Here is a 13,262-nt window from a genome sequence, read left to right as displayed (position 1 = left end):
CCCAATTGTAAATTTACAATTGGGATCTTTCTTATGTGGTAATGGAAATAGAGAGTTCTGTTGGGTGTTTCTTATATGTTTTTTGCCAACCAATCACCTATTTCACTAGTTTTATATGCTTTTCCATTTTCGGCTAAATCCTCGGAAACAATTCCTTCTTCTAGAGATTTGTTCACTACGTCCCTAATGGCCTTTGCTTCTTCTACAAGGTCAAAGTCCTCAAACATCATAGCTGCGGATAGAACAGTAGCCAAAGGGTTGGCAATATCCTTCCCTGCTGCCTGTGGATAGGATCCATGGATAGGTTCGTACAATCTGGCCTTGGTACCTACGGAGGCAGATGGCATTAGTCCCATGGAACCGGAAATAACAGAAGCTTCATCAGTTAATATATCTCCAAAAAGATTTTCAGTGATCATAACGTCATAAGAATTAGGCCATTGCACCAATCTCATGGCCACGGCATCTACAAACTCGTAGGAAACTGTTACCTCTGGATAATCTTTTTCCATAGCTTGAACGGTTTCTCGCCATAAACGAGAGGTTTCCAAGACATTGGCCTTGTCTACACAACACAATTTTTTGGAACGAGTCATTGCTAGTTCAAATCCTTTTTTTGCCAGACGTTTTACTTCCTCGCGTGTATAGGTACAAGTATCGTAGGCGGTATTACCATTATCCTCCCTGCCTCTTTTTCCAAAATAGATACCTCCCGTAAGTTCGCGCAGAATTATTAAGTCTGTTCCTTCTATTCTTTCGCGTTTTAATGGAGATTTGTCTATAAGGGAGGGAAAGGTAAAGGTGGGTCTAACATTGGCGAATAGGCCCAGCTTTTGACGCATTTTCAGCAAACCTTGTTCAGGCCTCACCTTGGCAGAAGGGTCGTTATCATATTTTGGATGTCCTATGGCACCAAATAAAACGGCATCTGCAGCCTCGCAAATGGCATGTGTCTCATCTGGGTAGGGTTCTCCAACGGCATCTATTGCTGCTGCACCGGTAAGGGCAGGCTTCCAATTGATTTCATGATTATATTTTTTCGCTATCGCATTGGATACTTTTACTGCCTGATCAATTACTTCAGGTCCTATTCCATCTCCTGCTAAAAGGGCAATGTTTAGTTTCATTATTTAGGTTTTTATTTATGATTTTGTTAAGGCCGAAAATTATTTTAATTGGCTTTAAATAATATTTAACATTTTTTCTGTGGCTTTTATTGCCGATACCGTTTGGTCGGAATCCAATCCTCTGGAAACAAACTCCTTCCCATTACAATCCCATGTGATAATCGTTTCGCATAAGGCATCGGAATTACTCCCTGGAGGAATCCGTACCGCATAGTCCACCAACAACGGTAACTTTAGATTTTTTGAGGCGTATACCTTTTTAAGCGCATTTATAAAGGCATCATACTGACCGTCCCCTTGGGCATGGGCCTCTATTAATTCTCCATTTATTTCTATAGCTAGGGTAGAGGATGGCTTTAATCCCTTAGCGTGTGTAAGTACATACGATTTTATAAAAACCTTTTGTTGGTAGGTATAACTGTCCAATACATCGGAAATAATAAAAGGTAGGTCGTCTTTGGTTACCTTTTCTTTTTTATCACCGAGTTCAATAATTCTAGCAGTAACCTTTTTGAGTTCCTCATCATTCAGGGTAAGTCCAAGTTCCTGTAAATTCTTTTGAATATTGGCCTTGCCAGATGTCTTTCCAAGGGCGTATTTTCGCTTCCTACCAAAGCGTTCTGGCATTAAATCGTTAAAATATAAATTCTTCTTATTGTCTCCATCAGCATGTATTCCTGCTGTTTGGGTAAACACATTGTCGCCCACAATAGGTTTGTTGGCCGGGATACCAAATCCTGTAAATACAGATACAACCTTGCTTACTTTATGTAGGGATGATTCGTTTACTGTAACCTCTACCTCGGGTAGGAAATCATTTATGACTGCTATTACACTCGCCATCGGAGCGTTACCAGCCCTTTCTCCCATGCCGTTAACGGTAAGATGGAGACCGTGACACCCGGCCTTTACGGCTTCCATTACATTGGAAACACTTAGGTCATAATCGTTATGTCCATGAAAATCGAAATGCATTTCCGGATAACGCGTTACTATTTCCGACATGTATTCGTGTGTCTGGGTATGGGTAAGAATTCCTAAGGTATCAGGAAGTAAAATTCGTTTTACGGGTTGGGTGGCCAAAAAATCTAAAAATTGAAAAACATAATCTTTAGAATTTCTCATCCCGTTGCTCCAATCCTCCAAATAAATATTACTGGAGATGCCTTCCGCACCTGCAGCAGTAAGAGTGGCTTGGATTTCCTTAAAGTGTTGATCAGGAGTTTTTTTTAACTGATGAATCAAATGGTTCATAGAACCTTTGGTAAGCAAATTTTGAACTTTTGCCCCGGCATTTTTCATCCAATCCAGAGAAACCCCGTTATCCACAAAAGTAAGGACCTCTATTCGGTCCAAATACCCAACTTTCCCGGCCCATTCAGTTATCTGTTTTACCGCAGAAAGCTCGCCTTCCGAAACCCTAGCGGAGGCTACTTCAATCCTGTCTACCTTAAGTTCCTCCAACAATAATTTTGCCAAGGTCAGCTTTTCGGATGCAGAAAAGGATACCCCAGAAGTTTGTTCCCCATCGCGGAGGGTGGTATCCATTATTTCAATTTTTCTTCTTTTCATTTATGCGGAACTAGTGTCGGTATCCTTAATTTCCCAGTAATATAACCAACTACATCCTCCTACTTCGGTGTTTTGCGAAGTGTAATAAATATAGGTCGATAGGTGAATTACCTGAAATATAGTGGTTTATAGTGGTGTGTTTTTGGCGAATTCCCTAATATTTTCTTTGATGTTCATTAAATAATCAATATCGTCGAAACCATTTAACATGTTCTGCTTTTTGTAGTCGTTGATATCAAAACTTTCCTTTTCACCAGTAGCGACAAGAGTGATGGTCTGTTCCTGTAAGTCTACCACCATCTCAGTCTTGGGATCTGCTTCTATTGCAGTATAAATTTTATGCAGGAAGTCGGCGCTTACTTGCACTGGAAGAACGCCTATATTAAGGCAGTTATTCCTAAAAATATCGGCAAAAAAACTAGATACCACACATCTGAAACCATAATCGTATACCGCCCATGCCGCGTGTTCACGTGAAGATCCTGATCCAAAATTCTTTCCGCCCACCAATATTTTACCGCCATAAATAGGGTTGTTTAAAATAAAATCCGATTTTGGGCTATTGTCCGGATGGTATCTCCAATCGCGGAATAAATTATCTCCAAAACCTTTACGTTCGGTCGCCTTAAGAAATCGAGCTGGAATTATTTGATCGGTGTCCACATTTTCTATAGGAAGTGGGACTCCAGATGTTTTTAAAATATTGAATTTATCGTATGCCATTTTTATTACTTTTATGCTTAGCACTTTATGCTTTACGCGAATTGTATTTTATTTTATAGGAGCTTCGGGTTTATTAAACCAATTCTTCCATTAGCACCCTTGGATCCGTAACCTTACCTGTAACGGCTGCCGCAGCTGCCACCAATGGACTAGCCAAAAGTGTTCTTGAACCTGGACCTTGTCTGCCTTCAAAATTTCGGTTAGAGGTACTTACGGCATATTTTCCAGTAGGCACCTTATCATCATTCATAGCCAAACAAGCCGAGCAACCTGGTTCGCGTAGTTCAAATCCTGCTTCGTGTAAAATATCCAAAATACCTTCCTCGCGTATGGAGGTTACTACATTATGTGATCCCGGTACAAGCCATGCGGTAACATTATCAGCCTTCTTCCTTCCTTTTACAATAGAAGCAAAAGCCCTAAAGTCTTCTATACGACCGTTGGTACAACTTCCTAAAAAGACAAAATCGATTGGTTTACCGATCATGTTGTCGCCTTCGTTAAAGGCCATATACTGAAGAGATTTTTTATAGGTGGCTACTCCGCCTTCCACAGCTTCCGCCATAGGTATCCCGTTAGAAATTCCCATTCCCATACCTGGATTGGTACCGTAGGTAATCATGGGTTCAATATCGGCAGCATCAAAAGTCACTTCTTGATCAAATTGTGCACCATCGTCTGTTTTTAAGGTACTCCAATAGGCCATAGCTTTATCCCAAGCTTCTCCAACTGGCGTAAATTCTCTTCCTTTAATATATTCAAAGGTTTGTTCATCAGGAGCAATCATACCGCCACGGGCACCCATTTCTATACTTAGGTTACAGACGGTCATCCTACCTTCCATACTCATATTGCGGAACACTTCGCCAGCATATTCTACAAAATACCCAGTAGCTCCAGAAGTGGAAAGCTTAGAGATAATGTAAAGGGCAACATCTTTTGGGGTGACACCTCGACTTAGGGACCCGTTAACATTGATCCGCATAGATTTGGCCTTTTGTTGCATAATACATTGTGTGGCCAATACCATTTCTACTTCCGAGGTTCCTATACCAAAGGCAATGGCACCAAAAGCACCATGCGTAGAGGTATGTGAATCCCCACAAACTATAGTGGCTCCAGGCTGTGTAATTCCATATTCCGGCCCAACCACGTGAACGATTCCGTTTTTTTCATGCCCCAATCCCCAATAGGAGATACCGTGTAATTTGGAATTTTCCTCCAATGCCCTAAGCTGATTGGCAGAAAGGGGATCTTCTACCGGTAAATGTTGGTTTATGGTAGGGGTATTGTGATCTGCGGTCGCAAAGGTTTTTTCGGGATACATCACAGGAATGCCCCTGCTTTTTAAGCCAAGAAAAGCTACAGGACTAGTAACTTCATGTATCATATGGCGATCTATAAAAAGTACGTCAGGACCATTTTCTATGGTGTGTACAACATGGGAATCCCAAACCTTATCGAATAATGTTTTTTTCATTTTACTATATTATAAACTACTTATTTGTATACTATTTAAAACAGGCAACTGCCCTGAAAATATAATTGGAGCTAAATTATAACGATTTGATAAATTGTTGAAATTAATATAGTGATAATTACGATGTTCAACATAAAAGTTCAGGATTGTTTGGAATATAACCTTATCTGGTTTTCTTAGGAATTCCCATTACACCTGTGCTTTAGGCAGTACTCGATTAGCCATATTAAAGGTGATGTAAACCTGTACTAAACAAAGAACGGGGACTTGAAATTAATTTCAGGTCCCCGTTCTTATGTGTTTATTCAAAGGTGAAACGACAACAATACTAGCCTATTATTTAGCCACCTTGTCTACGATAATCCTTGCGTCGCGATTGGCTAGCTCCCAAGCAGTAAGGAATACCAATCTCGACCTGTTTTCTAAAAGATCATAGTTTATTTTATCAGGAGTATCTCCAGGTAGGTGATAATCTTCATGAGTCCCGTTAAAATAAAATATAATCGGAATATTGTTCTTGGCAAAATTATAATGGTCGCTCCTGTAATAAAAACGGTTGGGATCGTTCTCATCGTTATAGGTATAATCCAATTCAATATTCATATATTTTTGGTTAACCTCTTCGGAAAGATCATGAAGTTCAGTACTTAACTTGTCCGAACCAATAAGATAAATATAATTTCTATCCCCTTTTCGGTTTGGGTCTATTCTCCCGATCATATCAATATTTAGATTGGCGACTGTGTTGGCCAATGGAAAGATAGGGTCGTAGTCTGCATAAAACTTGGATCCCAACAAACCTTTCTCCTCCGCTGTAACGTGTAAAAATACAATCGATCTTTTTGGACCATGACCTGCATCGGCCGCAGCTTTAAAGGCCTGTGCTATTTCCAGCATTCCTACAGTTCCAGAACCATCATCGTCTGCACCGTTGAAAATTTCACCTTCCTTATTTACGCCTACATGATCTAAGTGGGAAGAAATAATAATGTACTCATTAGGTTTCTCTGAACCTTTTATAAAAGCTACTACATTTTCGGAATGAATTTCCTCGTTATCACTCTCTATATTCAGCTCTAGCTGGGTAGGGACCGATTTGGATTTATTCTCTTCCAATATATTGGGCAGTAGTGCATTTGCAATGGTCGCATCTATGATTAAGTTGAAAAAATCCCCTGCATCGTCAGCTTTTAGACCCATACGCCCACTATCATTAGTCTGCATATAGTTGAATCTATTCTTAAACCTGTTGTAATTGTCACCATCAAAATAGAGTACTCCTAGAGCGCCTTTGGCTTCTGCCAATTCCATTCTTTTTCCAATAGATTCGGACATATTGCTCCAAACAGATTTTTCGTCGTTTCCAGAAAGGGTGTAGGTGCCATCCGCATTCACAGGCTCCCCTGCTTTCATCAAAACTATTTTTCCCTTTACGTCCAATCCTGCATAATCCGAATAATTTTCTTCCTCAATGCCATTGCTCACATACACTAAATTATCATATTTACCCGAGGCACTGGAAAAACTGAGGACTCCTTCACCATTCCTATAATCCTTCCCGTTAATGGTGATGCCGCCTATAGGTAATTTGTTAATACTTAAGGGAACGTCTTGAAAATAATCCCCGTCCGCTTTTGCAGCTGGGATTCCCAACTTAACATATTCCGCCCTTATGTATTCTACAGCCATCTTCTGTCCTGGTTTCCCGGTATCCCTACCTTCAAATTCGTCAGAGGCATAGATATATAGATGGTCCTTTAATTCCGATTCCGTAATTGTTTCGGCGTAGGTAAATGGGTCTACATTCGCTAACTTTTGATCCGTCTGTTTAGTAACGGTTTTTTGCGATGAATTGCACGCCATAGTCAGGCCCAGTGCAACAAACAAAATTCTTTTCATTATCTAATTATTAATTAATTCTAAATTTTTCAAAAATAGGGAAAATATAAAGGAATCTATCTTAGTATTTTTATAAAACTAACCAAACAATTCGCACTTATGACATTGGGCAGATTCAGTTGCTAAGGCCTATACCTTAAAGATTAAAGAGGTATTAATTTAACCTAATAGACCGTCATTTTAGCATTTTTGATTATTTTTCAAGGTAATATCTGCTCAATTTTAGCTACTATTCTTTTATAGTATTGGTTTCGTATGGATTAATTTTGGTGTTCGTATAAATTTTTTGAATATGGAGATGAAATGGGAAGGAGTAATGCCAGCTGTTACGACCAAGTTTACTAGGACGGACACCTTAGATTTAGAAATGTTCGAGGTAAATATTAATGCTCAATTAAATGCCGGAGTTAGCGGAATAATTTTGGGAGGTACCCTTGGTGAGGCCAGTACCCTTACGGATGAAGAAAAAAACACATTGATTCAAGAAACGGTAAGGATGGTTAACGGGATGGTGCCTGTTGTAATCAATATTGCGGAACAAACAACAAAAGGCGCTATTGCAGCGGCGCATAAGGCAGAGATATTTGGGGCTAGCGGTTTAATGATGCTTCCGCCAATGCGCTATAAGGCAAACGATTTGGAAACAGTAACCTATTTTAAGGCCGTGGCCAAAAGTACCGATTTGTCAATTATGGTGTATAATAATCCCGTAGATTATGGAATTATGGTTACGTTGGATATGTTTGAAGAACTGTTGTCTATCAACAATATACAGGCAGTTAAGGAGTCTACCCGGGATATTTCAAATATTACTAGGATGAAAAATCGTTTTGGCGACCGATTAAAGATTTTGACTGGGGTAGATACCCTTGGGTTAGAGAGTATCCTTATGGGGGCAGATGGTTGGGTGGCAGGCCTTGTATGTGCATTTCCGGCCGAAACGGTAGCTATCTATAAATTGGCCAAAGCCGGAAGGATTAAAGAAGCTTTGGCAATTTACCGTTGGTTTTTGCCCTTGTTGGAATTGGATATCACCCCGCAATTGGTTCAGAATATTAAATTGGCCGAAGTGGCCACTGGATTGGGAACAGAGATTGTCCGTGCCCCAAGACTACCATTATCTGGTGAAGAGAGAAAAAGAGTATTGAAAATTATTGAAGAGGGGGTAAAAACCAGACCCAAACCAACGCAAATTTAAGATGGCACTTAAAGATCAGTGGATTTACAAAATCTTAATACTTCCTACCTTTTGAATGCTAAGTTAAAATGTTAAATTAGTGGTATAAAATCCACTCGTTGGGAGTTGGTTAATATAATAGAAACATATAATGATTACAGGCAAGAATTACATAGGAGAAGAGCAATCGGCAAAAAGCAACAAAACATATCAAACCTTTGATCCAAAATTAAACATTCCCACGCAATGGACTTTTTATGAAGCAGATCATGAGGAAATAAATGCCGCAGTAGAGAAGGCGACCAAGGCGTTTGATTCCTATAGCAAACTTCCACAAGCTGAAAGGGCCCACTTTCTAAATACCATTGCTAGTGAAATAGAAGCATTAGGGGAGCAATTGATTACCGTATATATGCTGGAATCGGGAATGCCGGAAGGCAGGGCCAGAGGCGAACGGGGCAGGACCATGGGGCAATTGAAAGCATTTGCGGCCTTATTGATGGAGGGTTCTTGGGTAGAGGCCACGATAGATACTGCACAACCCGCAAGGGAACCAATGCCAAAGGTAGATCTTCGTAAGATGTTATTGCCCATTGGTCCTATCGCTGTATTTGGATCCAGTAATTTTCCATTAGCCTTTTCTACTGCAGGGGGAGATACGGCTAGTGCTTTAGCTGCCGGTTGTCCAGTAATTGTAAAGAGTCACCCTATGCATGCAGGAACTGGGGAATTAGTGGCTTCTGCAATAATTAAGGCCGCACAAAAAACGGGAATGCCAGATGGAGTCTTCTCTAACTTGAACAGCAGTGATGTGGAGGTTGGCCAAATGTTAACCATGCACCCCAAAATTAAGGGAGTAGGTTTTACAGGGAGTATAAACGGAGGAATGGCCCTGTATAGGCTGGCAAATCAGCGAAGAGAACCAATACCTGTATTCGCCGAAATGGGGAGCATAAACCCCGTAGTGGCCTTACCAGAAGTTTTAGAAGAAAAATCTGCGTATTGGGCAGCCCAGTATGCAGGATCTATTACTATGGGGGCAGGACAATTTTGCACTAACCCAGGACTTATAATAGGGATAAAAGGAGCAGGTTTCACCAACTTCATTACAAAATTAAGTGCTGAAATAGAGAAAATAGAACCCACATGTATGTTGCACCCAAATATCCATGAGGGATATGAAAGGGGGAAACAGGAATTATCCAAACAGCCTAACATAAAGGAAGTAGCTAGTTTTAAAGATACCATTGCCCCTAACTATGCGGCCCAAAAGGTAGTAACTGTAGAGGCTGGTGATTTCTTGGCTAACCCAATTTTGCACAGGGAAGTCTTTGGTCCTTTTTCTATAGTGGTACAATGTACGGACAAGGAAGAATTAGTGAAAGTTATTGATCATTTAGAGGGACAATTAACAGGGACGATATTGGGTACAGAGGGTGAAATAAAGAATTTCCCCGAAGTGGCCAATGCCATGGTAAACAGGGTGGGGCGTATTATATTTAACGGGGTACCAACTGGGGTGGAAGTCTGTCCGTCCATGATGCACGGTGGACCATTTCCAGCTTCTACTGACAGTAGGTTTACTTCCGTTGGGACCTCGGCTATTAAACGATGGGTTAGACCGGTATCTTTCCAAAGTTGGCCCGAAGAATTATTGCCCGAAGCCTTGCGAAATAGCAATGCCCAAGGAATCATGAGATTAGTGGATGGCGAATATACGGACCGAAACATTTAAAAATGTATGGCGCGAAAAACATTTTTCTGTGTAGATGCACATACCTGCGGAAATCCGGTTAGGGTTGTGGTAGGAGGAGGTCCACAACTCTACGGGAAGAGCATGAGTGATAAACGCCAACATTTTTTAAAGGAATACGATTGGATCCGCAAGGGCCTAATGTTCGAACCGAGGGGGCACGATATGATGAGCGGGAGTATATTTTATCCACCATCAGATCCCGCTAATGATTTTGGAATTCTTTTTATGGAGACCAGTGGATGCTTGCCCATGTGCGGACATGGAACAATTGGTGCAATTACTATAGGGATAGAGGAAGGACTATTGTCACCTAAAGTTCCTGGAGTGATCAATATGGAAACTCCGGCCGGATTGGTAAAGATCCAATACCACACAGCAGGGAAAAAGGTGGATTGGGTGCAATTGACCAATGTAAAATCTTATTTGGTAGCTTCGGAGCTTACTATATATAGTTCTGAATTGGGGGAATTGGTGTTTGACGTGGCCTATGGTGGAAATTTTTATGCCATTTTTGACCCTCAAAAAAATTTTAAAGGTATTCAGGAATACTCCGCCTCGCAATTGATAGAATACAGTCAGGAAATTAGGCAAAAAATAAACCTAGAGTATCCGGATAAGTTTGTACATCCTGAAAACACCACTATTAACGGCGTAAGCCATATACAATGGACTGGAACTACTATATCACCTGAAGCTACAGCCAGGAATGCCGTATTTTATGGTGATAAGGCAATCGACAGGTCACCCTGTGGGACGGGTACTTCCGCACGAATGGCGCAATGGCATGCCAAGGGAAAGTTGAAAATAGGGGAAAATTTTATCCATGAGAGTTATATTGGATCCCAATTTACAGGGAAGATTGAAGGGGAAACAACCTTAAATGGGATAAAAGCGATAGTACCTAGCATTAGGGGATGGGCACAGGTTTATGGGTATAATACTATCGTAATAGATGATGATGACCCCTATGCCCATGGGTTTCAAGTACTATAATATGGAGAAAAACGTCTTAATTATCGGTGGGGGAATAGTAGGACTTTGTTCAGCTTACTTTCTACAAAAAGAGGGACATAAGGTTACCGTTTTGGATAAGTCGGACATGAGTTCCGGAGCCTCATATGTAAATGCAGGTTATATTACGCCAAGTCATATTATTCCTATGGCCTCACCAGGGATGATTTCCAAGGGAATCAAATGGATGTTCAATCCGGTTAGTCCATTCTATATGAAACCGCGTTGGGATACCGATTTCTTTAAATGGTCCTGGTACTTTCACCGCTCGTCTACCAAGGAGAAGGTCGATTTGGCGATCCCATTGATCAAGGAAATAAATTTAATGAGCAGGGAACTTTTTATGGATATAAAACGCTCAGGGGATTTGGGGGATTTCCATTTAGAGCGGAAGGGCTTATTAATGCTTTATAAAACGGACAAAGAGGCCGAGCATGAAATGCAAGTGGCTAAAAAGGCCTCTTTTATAGGTTTGGAAGTGCAATTCTTAGACAAAAAGGCGCTGGATTTATTACAGCCCAATGTTAACATGGATGTTAGCGGGGCCATTCATTATGAATGCGATGGACATACTACGCCTACGGAATTTATGGAGAAAATGATAATTTTCTTAAAGAAATCAGGGGTGTTGATCCATCCCAATGAAGAAGTGATCGATTTTTTGATGGCAAACGGAACCATTGATCAAGTGGTTACGGACAAGGGAAATTATACAGTAGATGAAGTGGTTTTGGCTTCCGGTTCATGGAGCGAAAAGTTATCGAAGAAAATAAACGTCAAGCTTCCATTGCAAGCAGGTAAAGGGTATCGGATTAATGTGGCTAGGCCTACGGGAATTACTATTCCCGCTATCCTTATGGAAGCCAAAGTTGCGGTAACACCAATGACGGAATACACCAGATTTGCAGGGACTATGGAGTTTTCTGGAATCAATACAATTATTAGAAAAGAACGGGTTGCGGCCATTGCAAATGCCGTTACAGGGTTTTATCCTGATATTAAGATCAACCAGGAGGAAAAAGCCGCAGCCCAAAGTGGCTTGCGGCCAGTTTCCCCAGATGGACTTCCTTATATAGGTAAGTGTGGGCAAATAAAAAACTTGACCTTCGCAACCGGGCATGCCATGATGGGATGGAGTCTAGGTCCGGCTACCGGCAAATTGGTATCGGAAATCATTTCCGATAAAACAATAGGGATGGATATCAATGCCTTCTCACCAGACCGAAAATTCTAACGCCTTCATGGGATCACTTTGGTTGGATTTGGGTAAAAAATAGATACTTTTGATTTTTTACCCGATTTAAATAAAATAGCAAATATTAGTTACGGTCCGTATAATTAGAATTAATGGTCATGCCCCTCGGATTCACCAATCAAATTAAACCCACCCTTAACAATTACTTTATCACTATCCTTAACATTACCCCAGTCGGTAATAGCGGTAAATCCATTATAACTTTCCCCAATTTCAACCTCTTTGGCTTCAAAGGCATAGCCTTCATTATCTTGGGATACCATGACTAGTATAAATTGCTTTTTATCAACGGTGATAACACTATCATCTGGTAGTGCTTTAAATTTTTTATTTTCAGTAATAATTCCCGCTTCTACAAACATACCAACAGCAAAAGAATGATTTTCGTCATTATGTAAATGTCCGTGCACTTTTACCGTTCTACTTTGCATATCAATGGAAGTTCCTACCAGGTATACCTCTGCGTTGTACATCTGTTCAGAAGCTTCTGGGATTTTAAATTGTATGCCTTGGTCCTTTTTAATTTGCATGATATCTTTCTCAAATACGGATAATTCTAAATGAATATGATCGGTATTTATTATCTCCATAATTTCATCAGACGGGCTTACATACATACCTGGAGTAACATTTACTTTGGTTATGCTCCCATCAATCGGAGCGTAAAGGGTAACTTGGGAGACTATGTGTCCCTTTTCAACATTTTCCGGGGTTATGTTCAGCATTTGCAACTTTTTCCGAAGCCCATTGTACATGGCTAAATTCCGCTTGTATTCGCTTTCTGCCCTTAAGAAATTCTTTTGGGAGGTTATTTTTTCCTCAACAAGGGATTCTTGTCTCTCAAACTCCGATTTTAGGTAGACAAGCTGCTCAACGGATTCCATGTATTCTTGTTGCAATTCAATAAACGACGGATTTTCCAAGCTAAGTAAAGGATCTCCTTTTTTCACCTTATCGCCAATTAACAAGGGAGTTCTTTTAATGTAGCCCCCTGTAAAAGCACTGATGACAGCGCTGTTTTTAGGTGGAACATCTATAGTTCCCCTAACTTCCACCACTAGGGGGAAATCTTTTTCAACCAGATTTCCCAAGGCCATATTTTCTCCCTCAAATTGTGCTTTGGAAACCATTATCCTAGTCTCGTGCTGATCTTCATTTCCCTCAAGGTCAGGGGAATTGTTTATGTTGTTCTGATTTCCACATGCTGTAACATTTAGCAAAATAAAAGTGGTAATAAGGATATATAGTATACGGTACATAGT

10 protein-coding genes are annotated in these 13,262 nt (G+C 40.5%); 4 read left to right on the top strand and 6 right to left on the bottom strand.

Translation table 11 applies throughout. The annotated features are described in order from the left end of the window. Positions 1-71: 71 nt before the first annotated feature. The 5 genes from leuB to KCTC52924_RS18385 form a co-directional block, all read right to left on the bottom strand. Positions 72-1,127 carry a 3-isopropylmalate dehydrogenase gene (gene leuB / locus KCTC52924_RS18405; protein WP_251807832.1) on the bottom strand — a complete coding sequence of 352 codons (1,056 nt, stop codon included), beginning with the start codon at positions 1,125-1,127 and terminating at the stop codon, positions 72-74. A 54-nt stretch (positions 1,128-1,181) separates the two neighbouring features. Beyond that, a complete protein-coding gene (locus KCTC52924_RS18400) occupies positions 1,182-2,699 on the bottom strand; it encodes an alpha-isopropylmalate synthase regulatory domain-containing protein (protein WP_251807831.1) in 1,518 nt (505 codons plus the stop codon). A 126-nt stretch (positions 2,700-2,825) separates the two neighbouring features. Further along, a complete protein-coding gene (gene leuD / locus KCTC52924_RS18395; protein WP_251807830.1) occupies positions 2,826-3,422 on the bottom strand; it encodes a 3-isopropylmalate dehydratase small subunit in 597 nt (198 codons plus the stop codon). A 73-nt stretch (positions 3,423-3,495) separates the two neighbouring features. Continuing rightward, positions 3,496-4,902 carry a 3-isopropylmalate dehydratase large subunit gene (gene leuC / locus KCTC52924_RS18390; RefSeq protein WP_251807829.1) on the bottom strand — a complete coding sequence of 469 codons (1,407 nt, stop codon included), beginning with the start codon at positions 4,900-4,902 and terminating at the stop codon, positions 3,496-3,498. Positions 4,903-5,238: 336 nt separating this feature from the next. Continuing rightward, positions 5,239-6,801: a M28 family peptidase gene (locus KCTC52924_RS18385; RefSeq protein WP_251807828.1), complete on the bottom strand. Its 1,563-nt coding sequence runs from the start codon at positions 6,799-6,801 to the stop codon at positions 5,239-5,241. Between the two features lie 292 nt (positions 6,802-7,093). On the opposite strand from KCTC52924_RS18385, the gene KCTC52924_RS18380 reads away from it, so the two are divergent. The 4 genes from KCTC52924_RS18380 (at position 7,094) to KCTC52924_RS18365 (ending at position 11,979) form a co-directional block, all read left to right on the top strand. Continuing rightward, entirely contained in the window at positions 7,094-7,999 is a 906-nt protein-coding gene (locus KCTC52924_RS18380) for a dihydrodipicolinate synthase family protein (RefSeq protein ID WP_251807827.1), read from the top strand. Positions 8,000-8,129: 130 nt separating this feature from the next. After that, a complete protein-coding gene (locus KCTC52924_RS18375) occupies positions 8,130-9,713 on the top strand; it encodes an aldehyde dehydrogenase (NADP(+)) (protein WP_251807826.1) in 1,584 nt (527 codons plus the stop codon). Positions 9,714-9,719: 6 nt separating this feature from the next. Continuing rightward, positions 9,720-10,727: a 4-hydroxyproline epimerase gene (locus tag KCTC52924_RS18370; protein ID WP_251807825.1), complete on the top strand. Its 1,008-nt coding sequence runs from the start codon at positions 9,720-9,722 to the stop codon at positions 10,725-10,727. Between the two features lies 1 nt (position 10,728). After that, a complete protein-coding gene (locus KCTC52924_RS18365; protein WP_251807959.1) occupies positions 10,729-11,979 on the top strand; it encodes an FAD-binding oxidoreductase in 1,251 nt (416 codons plus the stop codon). 110 nt (positions 11,980-12,089) lie between these two features. On the opposite strand, the gene KCTC52924_RS18360 is transcribed toward KCTC52924_RS18365, so the two are convergent. Next, on the bottom strand, positions 12,090-13,259 hold the full coding sequence (locus tag KCTC52924_RS18360; protein WP_251807824.1) for an efflux RND transporter periplasmic adaptor subunit: 1,170 nt from the start codon (positions 13,257-13,259) through the stop codon (positions 12,090-12,092). Between the last annotated feature and the right edge of the window lie 3 nt (positions 13,260-13,262).

The organism is Arenibacter antarcticus, assembly GCF_041320605.1.
In the GTDB taxonomy this organism is placed as follows: Bacteria; Bacteroidota; Bacteroidia; order Flavobacteriales; family Flavobacteriaceae; genus Arenibacter; species Arenibacter antarcticus.
Note: the sequence above shows the minus strand (reverse complement) of the source record. Positions and strands in the feature narration are given on the sequence as shown.

Coding starts and splice junctions, on each gene's coding strand:
- KCTC52924_RS18380 (WP_251807827.1), top strand. CDS start 7,094: ATGGAGATGAAATGGGAAGGAGTAATGCCAGCTGTTACGACCAAGTTT.
- KCTC52924_RS18360 (WP_251807824.1), bottom strand. CDS start 13,259: ATGTACCGTATACTATATATCCTTATTACCACTTTTATTTTGCTAAAT.
- leuC (WP_251807829.1), bottom strand. CDS start 4,902: ATGAAAAAAACATTATTCGATAAGGTTTGGGATTCCCATGTTGTACAC.
- KCTC52924_RS18370 (WP_251807825.1), top strand. CDS start 9,720: ATGGCGCGAAAAACATTTTTCTGTGTAGATGCACATACCTGCGGAAAT.
- KCTC52924_RS18365 (WP_251807959.1), top strand. CDS start 10,729: ATGGAGAAAAACGTCTTAATTATCGGTGGGGGAATAGTAGGACTTTGT.
- KCTC52924_RS18400 (WP_251807831.1), bottom strand. CDS start 2,699: ATGAAAAGAAGAAAAATTGAAATAATGGATACCACCCTCCGCGATGGG.
- KCTC52924_RS18385 (WP_251807828.1), bottom strand. CDS start 6,801: ATGAAAAGAATTTTGTTTGTTGCACTGGGCCTGACTATGGCGTGCAAT.
- leuB (WP_251807832.1), bottom strand. CDS start 1,127: ATGAAACTAAACATTGCCCTTTTAGCAGGAGATGGAATAGGACCTGAA.
- KCTC52924_RS18375 (WP_251807826.1), top strand. CDS start 8,130: ATGATTACAGGCAAGAATTACATAGGAGAAGAGCAATCGGCAAAAAGC.
- leuD (WP_251807830.1), bottom strand. CDS start 3,422: ATGGCATACGATAAATTCAATATTTTAAAAACATCTGGAGTCCCACTT.